At 69.4% G+C, this 17665-nt stretch carries 17 protein-coding genes; 14 read left to right on the top strand and 3 right to left on the bottom strand.

The features are described 5' to 3' along the window. Positions 1 to 152 precede the first annotated feature (152 nt). The 11 genes from ACX80L_RS02660 to ACX80L_RS02610 all read left to right on the top strand — a co-directional run bounded on the left by ACX80L_RS02660 (position 153) and on the right by ACX80L_RS02610 (position 11908). Entirely contained in the window at positions 153 to 1301 is a 1149-nt protein-coding gene (locus ACX80L_RS02660; RefSeq protein WP_133081282.1) for a GGDEF domain-containing protein, read from the top strand. Between the two features lie 133 nt (positions 1302 to 1434). Continuing rightward, entirely contained in the window at positions 1435 to 2169 is a 735-nt protein-coding gene (locus ACX80L_RS02655; RefSeq protein ID WP_459287514.1) for a DUF4956 domain-containing protein, read from the top strand. Continuing rightward, positions 2166 to 2945 (top strand): polyphosphate polymerase domain-containing protein, encoded by a 780-nt coding sequence (locus ACX80L_RS02650; RefSeq protein ID WP_459287512.1) that lies wholly within the window; start codon positions 2166 to 2168, stop codon positions 2943 to 2945. The genes ACX80L_RS02655 and ACX80L_RS02650 overlap by 4 nt, the downstream gene beginning before the upstream one ends. A 24-nt stretch (positions 2946 to 2969) precedes the next feature. Beyond that, a complete protein-coding gene (locus ACX80L_RS02645; RefSeq protein WP_459287510.1) occupies positions 2970 to 4586 on the top strand; it encodes a carbohydrate-binding domain-containing protein in 1617 nt (538 codons plus the stop codon). Between the two features lie 338 nt (positions 4587 to 4924). Further along, the gene (locus ACX80L_RS02640) at positions 4925 to 5263 is read left to right on the top strand and encodes a PadR family transcriptional regulator (protein WP_459287508.1); all 339 of its coding nucleotides are present in this window, start codon (positions 4925 to 4927) and stop codon (positions 5261 to 5263) included. Then, the gene (locus tag ACX80L_RS02635) at positions 5260 to 6246 is read left to right on the top strand and encodes a hypothetical protein (RefSeq protein WP_208739319.1); all 987 of its coding nucleotides are present in this window, start codon (positions 5260 to 5262) and stop codon (positions 6244 to 6246) included. Before ACX80L_RS02640 ends, ACX80L_RS02635 begins: the two co-directional genes overlap by 4 nt. Before the next feature lie 42 nt (positions 6247 to 6288). Beyond that, complete coding sequence (locus ACX80L_RS02630; protein WP_459287506.1) at positions 6289 to 7602, top strand: DUF2252 domain-containing protein; 1314 nt, start codon at positions 6289 to 6291, stop codon at positions 7600 to 7602. A gap of 139 nt (positions 7603 to 7741) precedes the next feature. Next, complete coding sequence (gene dnaK, locus ACX80L_RS02625; protein WP_133081275.1) at positions 7742 to 9610, top strand: molecular chaperone DnaK; 1869 nt, start codon at positions 7742 to 7744, stop codon at positions 9608 to 9610. A gap of 2 nt (positions 9611 to 9612) precedes the next feature. Continuing rightward, complete coding sequence (locus ACX80L_RS02620) at positions 9613 to 10275, top strand: nucleotide exchange factor GrpE (RefSeq protein WP_133081274.1); 663 nt, start codon at positions 9613 to 9615, stop codon at positions 10273 to 10275. A 159-nt stretch (positions 10276 to 10434) separates the two neighbouring features. Further along, complete coding sequence (locus ACX80L_RS02615; RefSeq protein ID WP_459287502.1) at positions 10435 to 11427, top strand: DnaJ C-terminal domain-containing protein; 993 nt, start codon at positions 10435 to 10437, stop codon at positions 11425 to 11427. Positions 11428 to 11479: 52 nt separating this feature from the next. Continuing rightward, positions 11480 to 11908 (top strand): heat shock protein transcriptional repressor HspR, encoded by a 429-nt coding sequence (locus ACX80L_RS02610; protein WP_133081272.1) that lies wholly within the window; start codon positions 11480 to 11482, stop codon positions 11906 to 11908. 44 nt (positions 11909 to 11952) lie between these two features. Here the strand turns inward: ACX80L_RS02610 and ACX80L_RS02605 are convergent, their stop codons facing one another. Both ACX80L_RS02605 and ACX80L_RS02600 read right to left on the bottom strand, forming a co-directional pair. Continuing rightward, positions 11953 to 12966, bottom strand: a complete 1014-nt coding sequence (locus tag ACX80L_RS02605) for a LacI family DNA-binding transcriptional regulator (RefSeq protein WP_459268035.1) — start codon at positions 12964 to 12966, stop codon at positions 11953 to 11955. 79 nt (positions 12967 to 13045) lie between these two features. Further along, positions 13046 to 14785 (bottom strand): glycoside hydrolase family 13 protein, encoded by a 1740-nt coding sequence (locus ACX80L_RS02600; protein ID WP_459287499.1) that lies wholly within the window; start codon positions 14783 to 14785, stop codon positions 13046 to 13048. 268 nt (positions 14786 to 15053) lie between these two features. Here ACX80L_RS02600 and ACX80L_RS02595 point away from each other — a divergent pair, with 268 nt between their 5' ends. Together ACX80L_RS02595 and ACX80L_RS02590 are read left to right on the top strand one after the other, a co-directional pair. Continuing rightward, entirely contained in the window at positions 15054 to 15620 is a 567-nt protein-coding gene (locus ACX80L_RS02595; RefSeq protein ID WP_459287497.1) for a hypothetical protein, read from the top strand. A 50-nt stretch (positions 15621 to 15670) separates the two neighbouring features. Beyond that, the gene (locus ACX80L_RS02590; RefSeq protein ID WP_133081268.1) at positions 15671 to 16372 is read left to right on the top strand and encodes a PspA/IM30 family protein; all 702 of its coding nucleotides are present in this window, start codon (positions 15671 to 15673) and stop codon (positions 16370 to 16372) included. On the opposite strand, the gene ACX80L_RS02585 is transcribed toward ACX80L_RS02590, so the two are convergent. After that, the gene (locus ACX80L_RS02585; RefSeq protein ID WP_459287495.1) at positions 16329 to 16907 is read right to left on the bottom strand and encodes a DUF5655 domain-containing protein; all 579 of its coding nucleotides are present in this window, start codon (positions 16905 to 16907) and stop codon (positions 16329 to 16331) included. The two genes, ACX80L_RS02590 and ACX80L_RS02585, sit on opposite strands and share 44 nt — an antisense overlap. 64 nt (positions 16908 to 16971) lie before the next feature. Here ACX80L_RS02585 and ACX80L_RS02580 point away from each other — a divergent pair, with 64 nt between their 5' ends. Beyond that, the gene (locus ACX80L_RS02580) at positions 16972 to 17655 is read left to right on the top strand and encodes an SDR family NAD(P)-dependent oxidoreductase (RefSeq protein ID WP_459287493.1); all 684 of its coding nucleotides are present in this window, start codon (positions 16972 to 16974) and stop codon (positions 17653 to 17655) included. The last annotated feature ends 10 nt before the right edge of the window (positions 17656 to 17665 follow it).

Genomic DNA, 17665 nt, shown 5'->3' with positions numbered 1-17665 from the left:
CGGTAGCACCACCTCGGGCGGTGCACGACCTGCGCGAGGACCGGGCATGGCCTGTGCAGGGGCGGTCGATCGTTGCGGCGAGGCCGTATCCGGTCAGGCTTCGGGGAGCTGCCTGGGCGGCCGGAGGGACATCGCGCGATGGCGGGAGCTGCATGAGGCTGGATGTTGTGACGCTGCAGGTTGCGTTCGGCGTGATCGCGCTGACCCTGCTGGTGCTGTTCTACGGCGTGAGCGTGCGGCGCAGCCACTCCACCTACAGCACCTGGTGGTGCGCGGCGATCGCCTCGTTCCTCACGGGCACCGGTCTCTACCTGTGTGATGGCACGGTCCACCAGGTCTGGGCCAACCCGGCCGGCAACGCCCTGCTGGTGGCAGGAGCCGCATGCGTGTGGGCCGGCGCACGGGCCCTGCGCACGACGGCACCGAGACCGTGGCAGATCCTGATCGCACCGGTCATCACGGTGGTGGCCTCTGCCTTCGACAGCCCGTCGACGAACACCTGGTCCGCCGGAGGGTTCCTCCTCGCCTTCATGACGTTCTTCATCGGACGCGCCTCCCTCGAGATCTGGCGGCTGGACCCCAACACGACCACCACGCAACGTCCGCTCGCAGTCGCGTCCGGTGCCCTGGGTCTGTACTACCTGTGCCGGTGGATCGCCTTCGTGGCCACCGGCCCCTCCTCGTCGACCTTCCAGACCTACTTCGGCACCGTTCCCACGACCCTGTTCACCATGGTCCTGCTGATCGTGGTGTCCTTCACCATGGCGACCCTCAGCAACGAACAGGCCCTCAAGGAGCTTCGGGCGCAGGCCAGTCACGATGAACTGACGGGGATCCTGAACCGCCGCGGTTTCCTCGAACTGGCGGAGTCCGAGATACGCAACCTGCCGACCCGGGACACCCCGAGCACCCTCGTCCTGGCCGACATGGACAACTTCAAGCAGGTCAACGACACGCACGGACATCCTGCAGGAGACTCGGTCCTCCAGGCGGTCGCGGCAGCCTGTACCCGCTCGGTCCGTTCGACGGACCTCGTCGGACGCTACGGTGGGGAGGAATTCGTCCTCCTGCTCCCCGGCGCAGGGCTCGACAGCGCGGAGCTGGTCACCGAGCTGATCAGCAAGACCCTGCGCATGAGCCAACCCGCCTTCGATTTCCCCCTCCCCACCATCAGCTACGGACTGGCAGCACTGCCGCCCGGGCCCGACCGCATCGGCAACGCGATCGCAGCCGCCGATGTGGCCCTCTACACCGCCAAGGAACTGGGCCGCGACCGCGCCGTCAGGGCGGACCAGCACTGAACGGCATCACGTCCTCACCAGGGGCGGCACGGGCGCCACCTCATATGCCGGGCCTTGGTCCGACACAGCAGTGGCACAGGGTACCCCCGGAACGTAGGAGAAGAATCCTTCCCCACGAACCGGAGACCAGCCCATGAACATCCTGATCCTCATCGCCGCAGACCTCCTGGCGATCACACTCCTGACCGTCGGCCTGTACCTGCGCCGGCACCGCCGTCGCGACCTCGTGGTCTCCTACCTCGGCATGAACGTCGGAGTCCTCGCAGTGGCGACGGCCCTGTCGGGATCCGCGGCCGGCGTCGGCCTGGGCCTCGGGCTGTTCGGTGTCCTCTCCATCATCCGCCTGCGCTCCACCGAGCTGGCACAGCACGAAGTGGCCTACTACTTCTCCGCGCTCGCCCTCGGGCTGATCGCGGGCCTCGGCGCGGAGCCGCTGTGGCTCCCGCTCGCCCTCATGGGGCTGATCCTCGCCGTCATGGTCATCGGTGACCACGCACGGGTGCTCCCGGCCTACCGGCATCAGGTCGTGGTGCTGGACCAGGCCATCAGTGACGAGACGATGCTCCGGGTCCGCCTCGCAGAGGTGCTGAACGCCCGGATCCATTCCGCCACCGTGTCCGAGCTGGACCTCGTGAACGACAGGACCACCGTCGAGGTCCGCTACGAGGCGAGCACCGCCGGTGCCGACGCGCGGCGGGCCCCCGTTCCACCGTCGACCGCCATGCCGCCGCAGGCTCCGGCCGGGACCACCTGCTCCACCGACCTGCCCGAGGCGATGCCCGCAGCCGATCCGGCGCACGTCCCGCCCCTGCCGCCGATTCAGGAGGATCCGGCCGGCAGTGCACGGGCGACGGCGGGTGTGTCGTGAATGCCGGTGCCTTCGCCGGCCTGGACCGCAGGGCGTCCGTCAGCCTCGAGGACCTGAACAGCGCAGCCGCCCTGCAGACCAGGATGGACCGCAAGTACGTGGTCGGGACGCGTCTCGCCGCGAACGTCCTCCGATCGTTCGACGCCGACGTCCGCGTCCTCGAGATGCTGGGGCGGCGGTCCTTCACCTACGACTCGGTCTACTTCGACACCCCGACCCTGGACAGCTACCTCCTCGCCGCCCATGGCAGGCGCCGCCGCTACAAGGTCCGCACCCGCACCTACGTGGACAGCGCTGCCGGCTTCCTCGAGGTGAAGACCGAGGGGGCGCGTGCGGCCACCGTCAAGGAGCGCATCCCCTACGCGCTCTCCGACAGCCACCGCCTCACCCCTCGGGGCCTGGACTACGTCCACGAGACACTCGCCTGCTCCATCGGGTCGGTGCCCTCCGGCGTGCTGCGGCCCGTGATCGAGACGCGCTACCGACGCATCACGCTCTACCTCCCCGCGTCGGGGAGCCGGGCCACGATCGACCTCGGCGTCACCTGGCGCAGGCCCGGTGGCCAGGCCCACGAACTCGACGGCGCCGTCATCATCGAGACGAAGTCCGGCGGCGCGGCCGGCGCCCTCGACCGCCACCTCTGGGCCTCCGGCATCCGGCCCGTCAGGATCTCCAAGTTCGCCACCGGCATGGCCGTCCTCGATCCGACGCTTCCGGCCAACCGGTGGCACCGCACCGTCTCCACCGGACTTCCGCTCCGACTCATCTCCCTCTGACACCACACGTCCCGAAGGACCCCCATGCGCATCCCCTCCCTCACTGCCCCCCGCAGCACAGCCCTGAAGACCTCCGTCGCCGCACTCGCGCTCACACTCTCTCTCGCCGCCTGCAGCACGGGGACCACGAACGCCGATACCGCGAACGGCACCACCGACACCACCACGACGGACGCGACCACGACCGACACCGGCGACACCACCGACGCGACCGCGGTCGTCGCCGGTGCGGCCGACATCACCGAGGACACCCACTACGACGCCGACAACCTCACCTGGGACGCCGCGGAGGAAGTAGCGGTCACGCTCGCGGACGGTGCCAGCAGCGCCACGGACGACGGTGTCGCCGCCGACGGCGTCACCGTCGACGGCGACACCGTCACCATCACGGCCGCCGGCACCTACCGGCTGTCCGGCAGCCTCGCCGACGGCCGGGTGGTCGTCGCAGCAGGGGAGGAGGACGTGGTCCGCATCGTCCTCGACGGCGTCGAGCTGACCAGCAGCACCGGATCCCCCTTCGTCGTCACGAGCGCGAACGAGGCCCTGGTCCACCTCGAGAACGGCACCGCCAATACGCTGAGCGACGCCGACAGCTATGCGGACACCAGCACGGACGCCCCGGATGCGGCCCTGTACTCGATGGCCGACCTCACCATCGCCGGCGCAGGCACCCTCACGGTGACCGGCCATGCCGACAACGGCATCGTGTCGAAGGACGGACTCGTCCTCGCAGCGGGGAACGTCACCGTCGAGGCCGTGGACGACGGCATCGAGGGCAAGGACTACATCGCCCTGCTCGGCGGCACCTACGACGTCACGGCCGGCGGCGACGGCGTGAAGGCCACCAACGAGGACGAGGACGGCCGCGGCTGGTTCACCGTCTACGGCGGACAGCTGGTGGTGTCCTCGGGCGACGACGGCGTCAAGGCGGCCACCCTGCTCACCGTCGATGCGGGGGCAGTGGAGGTCACCGACTCCGTCGAGGGCCTGGAGGCCCAGCACATCGCCGTCGACGGAGGCTCAGTCGACGTCACCTCCAGCGACGACGGCGTGAACGCGGCAGGTGGGTCGTCCGGTGCCACCAGCGGCGGGGGCGGCATGGGCGGCGGGTCCATGGCGGCCGGAGACTACACGGTCAGCGTGACGGGCGGGACGCTCACCATCGACTCGGAGGGAGACGGCCTCGACTCCAACGGCGACGCGAGCATCACCGGAGGCACCGTCGTCGTGAACGGACCGACGGGCCAGGGCAACGGCGCCCTGGACGTGAACGGCGAGCTGACGGTCGACGGCGGGACGGTCGCCGCAGCGGGCAGTTCCGGCATGGTCGTCACCCCGGGTGCGTCGTCGACGCAGTCGGGCGTGCAGCTGACGTTCGGCGTGACGATCCCGGCCGGTACCGCGATCCAGATCGCGTCGTCGGACGGCACCGTGGTGGGTTCCTTCGTGGCGAGCAAGGACCTCGCGTCGCTGATCTTCTCCTCGGCGGCTATCACCGAGGGTGGGACCTACATCGTCTACACGGGTGGCACCACGGTCGCCACGGAGGGCGTCACCGAGGGCACGTTGGACGGTGCCGAGGAACTCGGCAGCGTCACGGCCGGCGAGTACACGCAGTCCGAAGGCCCCGGCGGACGCTGACGGCGCGGCAGGAGCGGGGAGGCCCCGGCTTCCCCGCTACCGCCCGTTGTCGGCCCGTTCCTCGATCCAGTCCGTCGCGGCATCGGAGAGGAAGACGCCCTCGGGCCGCGCTCACCCATCCACCAGGAATCGGAGGCGATCAGGCCACCGGCCCGGCTGATGTCTGCCACGACCTCGGGCGTCAGGGCCGTCCCGTTGTTGCTGATGAGCCACTGCCGCGTCTCCGGCATCACATCGTTCCACCACTCGTCGAGTTCCATGCCCGCAGTATCGCATCGCGGGAGTCTTCGAACCGTCAGTCCTTCCTATAGTGTGCGACGCACACTATAGTAACGGCCATGAGCGACGACCTCATCCAGGGCCACCTCCAGGAGCTGCGACGCGGCACCGTGGTCCTGGCCTGTCTGTGTCGCCTTCGGCATCCCGATTACGGGTACGCCCTGCTCGAGTCCCTCGAGGCATCCGGCATCCACGTCGACGCCAACACCCTCTATCCACTCCTGCGGCGCCTCGAGAAGCAGGGCCTGCTGACCAGCGAGTGGAACACTGCCGAATCCCGTCCCCGCAAGTTCTATCGGACGAGTCCGGCCGGCGACGACCTCGCCGCCACCCTCACGGCCGACTGGGATCGGCTGACCACATCGCTGCATCGCCTCGCCGAAGGGGACAGATCATGACCAGCCTCACCGACCGATACATCTGGGCCGCCGTCCGCACCGTCCCGGAGGCCCAGCGCTCCGGCCTCGAACCCGAGATCCGGGAGATGATCGAGGAATCCATCGACGTCCGCCTCGCCGCCGGCGATGATCCGGCCTCCGCCGAACGGGCCACCCTCACCGGATTGGGTGACCCCGAGCGCCTCGCCGCCGACTACGTGGACCGCCCGCTGGTGCTGGTGGGTCCGCGGTACTACCTCGAGTGGTTGCGCCTCCTGAAGACCATTGCCTTCATCTCCGTCCCCATCGCCGCGGCCGCCGTGTTCGTCGTCCAGCTCTTCACCACGGGCAGCGTCGGCGGCGCGATCGGCAGCGCGGCGGCGACGGCGATCAGCGTGACGGTGCACGTCGGTTTCTGGACCACCCTGCTGTTCGTCATCCTGGAGCGCACGGGCTCCACGGAGGCCGGGATGGAGTGGACGGTCGACCGGCTCCCGGAGCTGCCCGACGGCTCCCGTGACGGCCGCCGGTCCGAACTGGTCGCCTCGCTGGTGTTCCTTGCGGTATTCGCGGGCCTTATCCTGTGGCAGCAGGTGCGACCTGCGGTCCGCGCCGAGGACGGGAGCGGGATCCCGCTCCTCGACCCCGCGCTCTGGACCTCCTGGCTTCCGTGGTTCCTCGGGCTGATCGTCGCCGAGGCATTCTTCGCGACCTGGATCTTCCGGCGCGGGTGGTCCTGGTCCGCAGCCGCCGTGAACCTCGTCCTCGGCGTCGCCTTCACGGTACCGGCGCTCCAGCTCTGGGCCGCGGGGGACCTCCTGAACCCGGCCTTCCTCGACGCCACCGGCTGGGATCCCGGCGTCGCGACGGAGGGCTGGACCGTCAGCACCATCGTGACCGCATCCGTCCTGGTCCTCGCCGTCTGGGATGTCGCCGACGGTTTCCTGAAGGCAGGGCGTGCATCGGGTGCGGCGTCGCCGCGTCGGGTCCTCGCCGATCACTGACGCGTACCGGCCGGCCACAGGGCGCAGGCGTACCGTGGGCGCATGGCAGCCACCGATTCCCGTCAGCAGCACATCGTCAGCACCCTCGTCGAGGCCCACCAGGACCTCATGGAAGTGGATCCGCTCGCCTTCCGTGCGAGGTTCCGGAAGATGGCGGCGGATCCCTACGCCTTCTACCGCGGCAGCGCGGCCCTGTTCTACACGGACATGGCGGAGCTCGACGACGCCTGGGCGGACGAGCGCACGGGCCGGGTCTGGATCCACGGGGACCTCCACGCCGAGAACTTCGGCACCTACATGAGCAACCAGGGGCGGCTCACCTTCGACGTCAACGATTTCGACGAGGCGTACGTGGGCCACTTCTCCTGGGACCTGCGCCGCTTCGTCGCCTCGCTGACGCTGCTCTGCTGGCAGAAGGCCCTGCCGTCACGGGCGGTCCGGGACCTGGCGCACACCTATCTCGAGGCGTATCTCGGCCGGGTCGAGGACTACGTGGACAACGAGCAGTCCACATTCGCCTTCGGGCTCGACAACGCCGAGGGCTCCATCTACCGCGTCCTGCAGCAGGCCCGCGCGGCCCGGCGGACGGGCCTGCTCGACTCGCTCACCCTGATCGAGGACTACGATCGGACGTTCCGCGACGACGGATCCATCCGGGCGCTCGACGACGACGAGTACGCCGAGGTGGCCGACGCCTTCGAGCGCTACCTCGGGACCGTCCCGGACAGCGAGCGGTCGCGCCGCCGGGTGTTCTACCGGATCAAGGGCATCGTGGGCAAGAAGGGTTTCGGCATCGGCAGCGCGGGACTTCCGACCTACAACGTGCTGATCGAGGGCTTCGACGAGGCCCAGGAGAACGACATCATCCTGACCATGAAGCAGTCCAACATCGCCGCGCCCAGCCGGATCGTCCGGGACGAGCGCGTGCGCGGTTATTTCGAGGACGACGGGCACCGCGCCGTCATCAGCCAGCGCTCCCTGCAATCCCACACCGACCCCTTCCTGGGGTACACGACCATCCGGGGGGTCTCGTTCGTGGTGTCCGAACTCTCCCCCTACAAGCGGGACCTGTCCTGGGACGACCTCACCGAACCCGAGCAGATGGATCCCGTGCTCGAGGCCCTCGGACAGGCCACGGCGAAGATCCACTGCTCCACCGACGAGGACAGCGACCACGACCTCGTGCCGTTCCGCACCGAGACGGCCATCATGGCCGCCGTCGACCGCGACCGGGACGGATTCCTGGAGGACATCGTCGGTTTCGGCGAGGCGTATGCGGACACCGTCCGGCAGGACCACGCTCTCTTCGTCGACGCCTTCCGCGAGGGCCTCATCAGCGCCGTCCCCGCAGCATGACCGGAAGAAGTTGAGTCCGCAAGGCTCAACTTCATTTTGCCCCTGGGGCTACCGGGCCTATACTTGAGTGCAGAACGCTCAATCTACGCGCCCGGCGGATGAGCGCCTCGCAAATCCCGGGCAGTCGAAAGGAAATTGCATGTCACGTGCAGTAGGTATTGACCTCGGAACCACCAACTCGGTCGTCTCGGTTCTCGAAGGTGGCGAGCCCACCGTCATCGCGAACGCCGAGGGCGCACGCACCACGCCGTCGATCGTCGCTTTCTCCAAGTCCGGCGAGGTCCTGGTCGGCGAGATCGCCAAGCGCCAGGCCGTCAACAACATCGACCGCACCATCTCGTCGGTCAAGCGCCACATGGGCACCGACTGGACCGTCGGCATCGACGACAAGAAGTACACGCCGCAGGAGATCTCGGCCCGCATCCTCCAGAAGCTCAAGACCGACGCGGAGAGCTACCTCGGCGAGAAGGTCACGGACGCCGTCATCACGGTTCCCGCCTACTTCAACGACGCCGAGCGCCAGGCCACCAAGGAGGCCGGTGAGGTCGCCGGCCTGAAGGTCCTGCGCATCGTCAACGAGCCCACCGCGGCAGCCCTCGCCTACGGGCTGGACAAGGGCAAGGAGGACGAACTCATCCTCGTGTTCGACCTCGGCGGCGGAACGTTCGACGTCTCCCTCCTCGAGGTGGGCAAGGACGAGGACGCGTTCTCGACCATCCAGGTCCGCTCGACCGCCGGTGACAACCGCCTCGGTGGCGACGACTGGGACCAGCGCGTGGTCGACTACCTGCTGTCGCAGGCGAAGGCCAAGGGCGCGGACCTGTCGAAGGACAAGATCGCCCTGCAGCGCCTGAAGGAAGCTGCCGAGCAGGCCAAGAAGGAACTGTCCTCGGCGACGTCCACCAACATCTCCCTGCAGTACCTCTCCGTCACGGCGGACGGCCCCGTCCACCTCGACGAGCACCTCTCGCGCGCCAAGTTCCAGGACCTCACCAAGGACCTGCTGGACCGCACCAAGAAGCCGTTCAACGATGTCATCTCCGAGGCCGGGATCAAGGTCGGCGACATCGACCACATCGTCCTGGTCGGCGGATCCACCCGCATGCCCGCCGTCGTCGAACTCGTGAGGGAGCTCGCGGGCGGCAAGGAGCCCAACAAGGGCGTCAACCCCGATGAGGTCGTCGCCGTCGGTGCCGCCCTGCAGGCCGGTGTCCTGAAGGGCGAGCGCAAGGACGTCCTCCTGATCGACGTCACGCCGCTGTCCCTCGGTATCGAGACCAAGGGCGGCATGATGACCAAGCTCATCGAACGCAACACGGCCATCCCCACCAAGCGCAGCGAGACCTTCACCACGGCGGACGACAACCAGCCGTCCGTGGCCATCCAGGTCTTCCAGGGCGAGCGCGAGTTCACCCGCGACAACAAGCCGCTGGGCACGTTCGAGCTGACCGGCATCGCGCCGGCTCCGCGCGGCGTCCCGCAGGTCGAGGTCACCTTCGACATCGACGCCAACGGCATCGTGCACGTGTCCGCGAAGGACAAGGGCACGGGCACCGAGCAGTCGATGACCATCACCGGTGGCTCGTCCCTCTCCAAGGAGGACATCGACCGCATGGTGCGCGAAGCCGAGGAGCACGCGTCCGAGGACAAGAAGCGCCGTGAGGCCGCCGACACCCGCAACGGTGCCGAGCAGCTCGCCTACTCGGTGGACAAGCTGATCGCCGACAACTCGGACAAGCTGCCCGAGGACGTCCGGACCGAGGTCCAGGCCGACGTCGACGCCCTCAAGAAGGCGCTCGAGTCGCAGGACAACGACGACGAGGTCAAGTCGGCCTTCGAGAAGCTGCAGGCCTCCCAGTCGAAGCTCGGTGAGGCGATCTACGCGTCCGCCCAGCAGGACGCGGGCTCCGCCGGCGCCCCGGACGACGACCAGTCAGCCTCCACCGGCACCGACGAGGACATCGTCGACGCCGAGGTGGTCGACGAAGACACCAACGAGAAGAAGTAGTCATGCCGCACCACGGAAATGAAGAAGAGCACCAGTCAGAGCCGGTGAGCTTTCGCGACAACCGGAAGATCGACCCGGAGACGGGCGAAGTCCGTGGGCAGCAGAACGACGCCGACACCCCGGCCGCGGAAGACCCCGCGGCCGGGGGGCAGGCTTCCCCCGCGGGCGACTCCGCCGAGGGGGACGCCCTGGCGCAGGCCGAGGCGATCCTGAACGAGGCAGGCGCCGACGGGGAGAGCAATCCCGCCGTCGACGTCGTCGCGGAGCTCCGCAACGACCTGCTCCGGCTGCAGGCCGAGTACGTCAACTACCGGCGCCGCGTCGAGCGTGACCGGGACGTGGCGCGGGACCAGGCGGTCATCGGCGTGATCAACTCGCTGATGCCCGTGCTCGACGACATCGACGCCGCACGCCAGCACGGCGACCTCGCCGAAGGACCCTTCGCGGCGATCGCGGGCAAGCTCGAGAACGTCCTCCGGACGTACGAGCTGACCCGCATCGACGAGGTCGGCGTCGCGTTCGACCCGAACATCCACGAGGCGCTCATGCAGCAGCCCAGTGCGGACGTCCAGGTCGACAGCGTCAGCCAGATCCTCCGCGCGGGCTACCGCAAGGGCGAGCGCGTCCTCCGGGCCGCGCAGGTCATCGTGGCGGTTCCGGAGTAATCAGCAGCATGATCGCCGGGACGGTCCCCAAACGGCGGCAACGAAATTCCTGCGGGCCTGGCGGCCCTTGGAATATTGAAGCCGCCTTCCTCGGGGACTGCCCCGGCTCTCGCCGCTCACTCACTTCTCTATTTGAAGAACGACGAAAGGAGACGCCAATTGGCTAGTCAGGATTGGGTCGACAAGGATTTCTACAAGATCCTGGGTGTCTCCAAAGATGCGTCCGACGCAGACATCAAGAAGTCGTACCGGAAGCTCGCACGCAAGTACCACCCTGACCAGAACCAGGGCGATGCAGCCTCCGAGAAGACGTTCAAGGACGTATCGGAGGCCTATTCCGTCCTGTCCGACGCCGAGCAGCGCCAGCAGTACGACGCGATCCGCGCGATGGGCGGCGGAGCCAGGTTCTCCGCCGGCGGGTCCGGCGGGAGCGCCGGCGGCAACGCGGGATTCGAGGACATCTTCGGGAACCTCTTCGGCCAGGGCACGGGGACGCGCCAGCGGACCGGGTTCTCGAACAGCGACCTGCCGCCCGAGTTCGCCGACCTGTTCGGCGGCGGAGGCATGGGTGGCGGGTTCCCGGGCGGGTTCCAGTCCACCCGCCCGCAGAAGGGCGCGGACCGCACGGCCAGCACGTCCATCTCCTTCGGCGGATCCATCAACGGCACCACCATCGGCCTGCGCGAGCCTTCGGGCGAGCAGATCGATGTCCGCATCCCTGCAGGCATCCGCGACGGCCAGAAGGTCCGGGTGAAGGGCAAGGGACAGCCGGGCCAGGCCGGCCCCGGTGACCTCATGGTCACCGTCAAGGTCAAGGAGCACCCACTCTTCAAGCGCGACGGCGACGACATCCGCGTGCACGTGCCGGTCAGCTTCCCCGAAGCGGCCCTCGGGGCCCAGATCGAGGTCCCGACCGTCACCGGTGAGCTGGTGAAGATGAAGATCCCGGCCGGCACGCCGTCGGGCCGCACGCTCCGGCTCAAGGGCCGCGGCGTGAAGACCTCGAAGGCGACGGGTGACCTGCTGGTGACCGTCGACGTCGTCGTCCCGCAGAATCTGTCCAAGGAGGCGGAGGCCGCCGTCGAAGCCTTCCACAACGCGACGAAGGACGCCGATCCGCGATCCGGCCTCGCTGCGAAGGCGCGCCTGTAACAGTACATTTGAGCCACCGCCGGCAACGCCGGCAACGGAAGGAGGCACTGCCATGGACTACACGATGCCCATCTACGTCATCTCCGTCGCCGCCGAGCTCGCCGACATGCACCCGCAGACGCTCCGGCAGTACGACCGGCTGGGCCTCGTGACGCCCAGCCGGGCGCCGGGACGTGCCCGGCGGTACTCGCAGAAGGACGTCAGCACGCTGCGCGAGATCCAGCGGTTGTCCCAGGAGGGCGTCTCCCTGGAGGGGATCCGGCGCATCCTCGACCTCGAGAACCAGGTGTCGGCACTGCAGTCGCGGATCACCGAGCTCGCCACGGAGCTGGCATCCCGCCGCGTCCAGTCCGAAACCAGCAGGGTCTTCGCAGCCGGACTCGCCGGCGACGTCGTCACGCTGGCCCGCGGCCAGCGTCCCCGCCCCCGCAGCCAGGCGCTCGTCGTCTGGCGCCCCGACACGGCCCGCGCGGCGAACTAGCCGCCCACCGGCGGCGTGGCCTGCCTCCGGGCAGACGACGCGCGTCAGTCCCTCGGCGCAGCCGTGCTCGACCGGACGATGAGGGCCGTCCGGGCCGCGTGGTTCACGGGCTCGCACGTATCGGGCCCCTGCAGGATCTGCAGCAGGCGTTCGACCGCCCGCTGGCCCTGCTGCTGCGGGAACTGCGCGACGGTGGTGAGGCCGAGGGTCTCGCCGAGTTCATGGCCGTCGATCCCGATGACCGAGATGTCCTCCGGAACGCGCAGGCCCAGCTCCCGCGCGGCGAGGATGGTACCGATCGCCATCTCGTCCGAGGCGCAGAAGACCGCCGTCGGGGTGTCCCGCGGATAGCCGAGCAGCTGCTTCGCCTGGCCGTAGCCGCCCTGGATGGTGAAGTCGGCATCCAGGCGCCACGAGTCCAGGATCCCGAGGCCCGCGGCGTCCATCGCCGCCTCGTAGCCGCGGCGGCGCGTGCCGGCGATCCGGAAGTCGTTCTCGAAGGCGTCGGTCCCGCCGATGTGAGCGATCCGGCGATGGCCGAGCGTGATGAGGTGGTCCGTGGCCAGTCCGGCGATCGCGTGGTCGTCGACGCTGTAGGTCTCGGCCCCGGGGAGGGGGCCGCCGATGCCGACGACGGGCTTGCCGACGGCGAACAGCTGTCCCAGTTCCTCGCGGCCCAGTTCCAGCGAGACGGGGATGACGCCGTCGCAGCGCTGCCGGAGCAGGAATTCGGAGAGGACCCGGTCGCGGTGCCCGGCGTCCTCGTTGAGGTTGTAGAGCGTCAGGTCGTAGCCCGCCTCGAGCAATGACGCGGCCACGCTGTCCACGATCTGGGAGTAGTACCAGCGGGCTACGGACGGGACGACGACGCCCACGTTGCGGTGGCGCCCGGACGCCAGCGAGGAAGCCGTCGAACTGACCACGAAGTCCAGCGTCTTCGCGGCCTGCAGCACGCGCGCGCGGGACTGCTCGGAGACCCGGCCGTTGCCGCTGAGCGCCCTGGATACGGTGGCGGTGGAGACACCGGCCAGGCGGGCGACGTCCTTGATGCCGGCCATGGTGTCCTCTCCTCCCGTGCCCGGGGACAGTCCGCTCGACGTGTCCCCGTTCGATCATTCCGGATCAGGCATGGATCCGCTATCCGGCGCTGGTCAGCATCCAGACGCAGGCGTCGGGTACGAGGTGCCCGCCGTCGGCCGCGCCGGGCGTGCTCGCCGCGATCACCGTGCCCTCCGGCAGCGGGGTCGCGAACTCGCCCATGTTGAGGAGGACGAGGACGTCGCCGTTCCGGAAGGCGACGACGTCGGTCGCCTCGAGTGCGCGGGACCAGCTCAGCGAACCGGCTCCGAGGCGCAGGTCGCGGCGGAGCCGGAGGGCCGTGCGGTACAGCGACAGCGTCGAATCGTCGTCCATCGACTGCACGTCGCGCGCGTACCCGGCCCAGTCCTCCGGCTGCGGCAGCCACGGCGCCGAACCGTCCACGTCCGCGAATCCGAACGACGGCGCCCCGGCCCGCCACGGGAGGGGGACCCGGCACCCGTCGCGGCCCAGGCGCTCGCCCCCGGTGCGCACGAACGTCGGATCCTGCCGCGCGGCGTCGGGCATGGCGGTGTGGTCCGGCAGGCCGAGCTCCTCGCCCTGGTACAGGTAGATGCCGCCGGGCAGGGCGAACATCGCGAGCGACGCGGCGCGGGCACGGGCGAGACCTGTTCCCGTGTCCGGCTGCGCGTCCGACCGGCCGATCCCGTCACCACCACGGGGAGCGCCCTCGGCGAGGCCGAAGCGGCTGGTGTGCCGGACGACGTCGTGGTTGCTCAGCACCCATGTGGTGGGCGCGCCGACGGCATCGAAGGCGGTGAGCGATGACGAGATGACATGGCGCAGGCTGTGCGCGTTCCACGGGTGGTGGAGGTAGGCGAAATTGAAGGCCTGGTGCATCTCGTCCGACCGCACCCAGTCGGTGAGCCGGGGCAGGGGGTCGATCGACGCTTCCGCGCAGAGGATGCGCTCGCCGTCGTACTCGGCGAGGATGCCGCGCCACTGCCGGTAGATCGCATGGACCTCGTCCTGGCCGAACATGGGTGCCTCCCAGCCGGGGAAGCCCTCGGACGAGCAACCGTCGGCGCGTCCGCCCCAGTCGGGCAACCCCTGCGCCTTCACGAGGGCGTGGGCCACGTCCACGCGGAAGCCGCCGACGCCGCGATCGAGCCAGAATCGCAGGACCCTCTCGAACTCCGCGCGCACCGCGGGGTTGTCCCAGTTGAAATCGGGCTGGGAGGAGTCGAAGAGGTGGAGGTACCACTGGCCGGGCATGCCGTCCGCGTCGACGGTGCGGGTCCACGCGGGGCCACCGAAGTGCGATTGCCAGTTGTTGGGCGGTTCGCTGCCGTCGGTGCCCCGGCCGTCCCGGAAGACGAACATCCCGCGCTCCGCCGATTCCGCGGGAGCGGCGAGGGCGGCCTGGAAGAGGACGTGGTCGCTGGAGCAGTGGTTGGGCACCAGGTCCACGATGACGCGGATGCCGAGGGCGTCGGCGCGCGACACCAGCGCGTCGAAGTCGGCCAGGGTGCCGAACAGGGGATCGACGTCGCAGTAGTCGGCGACGTCGTATCCGCCGTCGCGCTGGGGCGAGGTGTAGAACGGCGACAGCCAGACGGCGTCGATGCTGAGGTCCGCGAGGCGCCCCAGCTCCGCCGTGATGCCGGGGAGGTCACCCATGCCGTCGCCGTTCGAATCCCGGAACGACCGCGGATACACCTGGTAGATGACGGAGGAGCGCCACCACCGGTCGTCCTCGGAGGCGGCGTGCAGGGGCGCATGGAACGCGGCGGACGTGGACAGGTGCTCGCCGTGCAGGACGGGGGCGATCTCAGACATGCCGATCATCCTAGACCCGTTGAGACCAAACGATGGAAGCGCTTCCAATGTTCAGCCTACTGCCCTTGCGCATTTCCTGCGGAAATTGTCAGGAGATCACCAGACTACTGAGCAGTACGGTGTAAACGTTTACAACTACAGTTCCCCCGATGGTCGGCGCTCAGGGCGAGGAGCAGGGCGAGGACCCGTCCGGTGCCGGGACCCCGGGTGGAATTTGTCCCGGCACGCGGGCAGACTGGAGGGATGGAACAGACTCCGGAGTCGTGTCGTGCTTGAGACCTTCGTCGAAGCCCTGGCGATCGGCGCCGGCGTGCTGGCAGCCATGGGTGCCGGGACCGGGGTTGCCGGCTGGCTGGTGGTGCGGAAGGTCCGTCGGTCGCGGATCATCGAGCGCACCAGGGACCGGGGACTGCTGGCCGCCCGCGCCTACGCGCCCGACCGCCTCACCCGTGAACCCGCCCGGCTCATCGGTGAGCTCAAGCGCTCCTCGCGTGCCACGCATCTCGCGCTCGCCGAGGCTACGGCGCAGGGGCAGCCGGTCGGTGACCTGCCCCGGGCCGCTGCCGAGATCGACCGGGCGGCGGGTTCCCTCGAACACCTGCTGAGGGTCGCGGACCGCGAGCCGAACCGGACACTGAAGCAGGAGCTGACCACGGATCTGGCCGCTCAGGCGCGTGCCCTCGACGACCTCTCCGCCGATCTCCGCCGCTGCCTCCTCCAGACGTCGCGGTCCATCGACACCCTCCAGCTCGATCAGGCCACCAGCCGCCTCCGCACCGAGATCTCCGCCATGAGCACGTGGCGGGACAGTTACGGGAACCGGCAGGGCTGGTGACCGGTTCCACTAGGTAGCACACTCCATCCAGTCACCCCGGGGGTCCGACCGTGTCGATCAAACGCCGCATCACGCGCATCGTGCAGGCCAACCGCAATGCGGCGACCGAAGCGAAGCAGGATCCGCGGGTCCAGGCGCAGAACGCCCAACTGGCGCAGCGCTCGCTGCTCGACCAGGCGAGGCGTGGAGCGGCCGATGTCGCAGCCCACCATCACCGGGTGGGCCTCGCCGCGAACGAGGCCGCCGCCTACCTCAACCGGGTCGAGGCTGCTGCGGCCGCCGCCGTGCAGCGGGGCGACGACGACGCCGCCCGGGCGGCGATCCGGGAGTCGATGACGGCGCGACGGCGTCTCGAGACGCTGACCCGGCAACTGCACGAAGCGGAGCAGCAGGCCCGCCGGCTCCACGACGACGTGCAGCGGCTCGAACAGCGTGTGCAGCAGAACGCGATGGAGTACGACGCCCTGCTCGCCCGGCGCGCGGCCGCCCAGGCCGCCATCGGCGTGCACGACGCTCTGGCGTCGTCGTCGAGGGAGGCCGCGGCGATCGACGCCGCGCGCCGGAACGCCGAGCTCGAGGTGCGCCGCTTCGAGGCGCAGGCCCAGGCCCGTGAGGAGCTGTCCTGGACAGATCCTTCGTCGCCGCGCCTGCAGCAGGCGTTCGAGGAGCTCGAAGCGGACGCCGCGGCACAGCAGGAACTCGAGGACCTCAAGCGGAGGAACGCGCGAGGCTATCCTCCAGCGCAACAGTGAGCGCCTGCAGGACGGCGTCGTCGACGTCGTCCACGGCGCGGAGGCGCACGCGCCACGCGAACGGATCATTCGCCCGCACCGGTTCGAGGCCGGGCAGCTCCGGTACCGCCAGACGGAAGTACAGGTCCACCGCCGTCCTGGTGCCCGGGGTGATCTGCGCGAACTTGCGCCGGGTGGTCTGCAGCGACGCATAGGTCTTGCGCATCTGGATCACGACCCCCGGTGTCTCCGCAGCCCAGAGGATGAGGCGGTCCGCGATGGGCTTCAGGAGCGGCCGGTCCTGGTACTGCGCGTCGTACAGCTCGTCGGCGGAGCGGAGGAAGAAGTCGGGCAGTCCGAAGACCTCCCAGTCGACGCTCATGAGGTTGTACCCCGTGACGCCCTGGCCCTTCAGCCATCGGGACAGGTCCTCGCGGCTGGTCACCCCTGCCTGCCGTGCTTCAGTCGCCCATTCCGCCGGCGTCCGGCCGGTGGTGCGCAGGAGTCGGGCCGCGTTCGTGTCCACCATCGACTGCCAGCTCTGCATCTCGCCCATCCCCACACTGTAGTGGCGCCGCTGCACGCCCGGAGCGGTGCCGGTGCGTTGCTACACTCTGCCAATGACTGAGCTGAGCGGTTCCCACGTCCTCGTCGTCGGCGCCACCGGGGTGCTCGGTGCGGAGCTGTCCCGGCAGCTGGCGGCGCACGGCGCACAGCTCACCCTGACCGGCCGGTCGGAGGAGAAGCTGGCGCAGCTCGCGGACGAACTCGGCGACGCCGTCGTCGGGCAGGTCGCCGCGGATCTCGGCCGGCCGACGGGCCCTGCGGACATCGCCGCTGCCGTGTACGGCCGCGAACTCCACGGCATGGTGTTCGCCGCGGGCGTCGTCGCCTTCGGCCCCGCCGTCGAGGTGGATGACGACACCCTCGACGAGCTCCTGCTCGTGAACCTCCTCGGCTACATGCGGCTCGTGCGCGACATCGCGCCGAGGCTCGCCCGGGATTCGTTCATCGCGCAGATCAGCGCCGTCGTCGCGGAGAGCCCGACGGCGGGGATGGCCGCGTACTCCGTGACGAAGGCCGGCCTCAGCGCCTACGGCAAAGCCCTCACGCTCGAGCTCCGGAGGCAGGGTGTCCGGGTCCTGGACGTGCGGCCGCCGCACACGGAGACCGGGCTGCCCGCCCGGCCCATCGCGGGCTCGGCCCCGAAGCTGCCGCAGGGCAAGGACCCCGTGGCCGTCGCGGGCCGCATCGTCACTGCCATCCGCGAGGGTGAGCGGGACCTGCCGTCGTCGGCGTTCTGACCGTCGTGCG

Source organism: Arthrobacter sp. MDT1-48-3 (assembly GCF_054511015.1).
This window is presented reverse-complemented; position numbering and strand designations above follow the sequence as displayed.

Excerpts from the sequence above, each read along its gene's own strand:
- ACX80L_RS02645 (WP_459287510.1), top strand. The coding sequence starts at position 2,970 with ATGCGCATCCCCTCCCTCACTGCCCCCCGCAGCACAGCCCTGAAGACC.
- ACX80L_RS02655 (WP_459287514.1), top strand. The coding sequence starts at position 1,435 with ATGAACATCCTGATCCTCATCGCCGCAGACCTCCTGGCGATCACACTC.
- ACX80L_RS02580 (WP_459287493.1), top strand. The coding sequence starts at position 16,972 with ATGACTGAGCTGAGCGGTTCCCACGTCCTCGTCGTCGGCGCCACCGGG.
- ACX80L_RS02600 (WP_459287499.1), bottom strand. The coding sequence starts at position 14,785 with ATGTCTGAGATCGCCCCCGTCCTGCACGGCGAGCACCTGTCCACGTCC.
- ACX80L_RS02630 (WP_459287506.1), top strand. The coding sequence starts at position 6,289 with ATGGCAGCCACCGATTCCCGTCAGCAGCACATCGTCAGCACCCTCGTC.
- ACX80L_RS02605 (WP_459268035.1), bottom strand. The coding sequence starts at position 12,966 with ATGGCCGGCATCAAGGACGTCGCCCGCCTGGCCGGTGTCTCCACCGCC.
- ACX80L_RS02660 (WP_133081282.1), top strand. The coding sequence starts at position 153 with ATGAGGCTGGATGTTGTGACGCTGCAGGTTGCGTTCGGCGTGATCGCG.
- ACX80L_RS02640 (WP_459287508.1), top strand. The coding sequence starts at position 4,925 with ATGAGCGACGACCTCATCCAGGGCCACCTCCAGGAGCTGCGACGCGGC.
- ACX80L_RS02610 (WP_133081272.1), top strand. The coding sequence starts at position 11,480 with ATGGACTACACGATGCCCATCTACGTCATCTCCGTCGCCGCCGAGCTC.
- ACX80L_RS02620 (WP_133081274.1), top strand. The coding sequence starts at position 9,613 with ATGCCGCACCACGGAAATGAAGAAGAGCACCAGTCAGAGCCGGTGAGC.
- ACX80L_RS02635 (WP_208739319.1), top strand. The coding sequence starts at position 5,260 with ATGACCAGCCTCACCGACCGATACATCTGGGCCGCCGTCCGCACCGTC.
- dnaK (WP_133081275.1), top strand. The coding sequence starts at position 7,742 with ATGTCACGTGCAGTAGGTATTGACCTCGGAACCACCAACTCGGTCGTC.
- ACX80L_RS02585 (WP_459287495.1), bottom strand. The coding sequence starts at position 16,907 with ATGGGCGAGATGCAGAGCTGGCAGTCGATGGTGGACACGAACGCGGCC.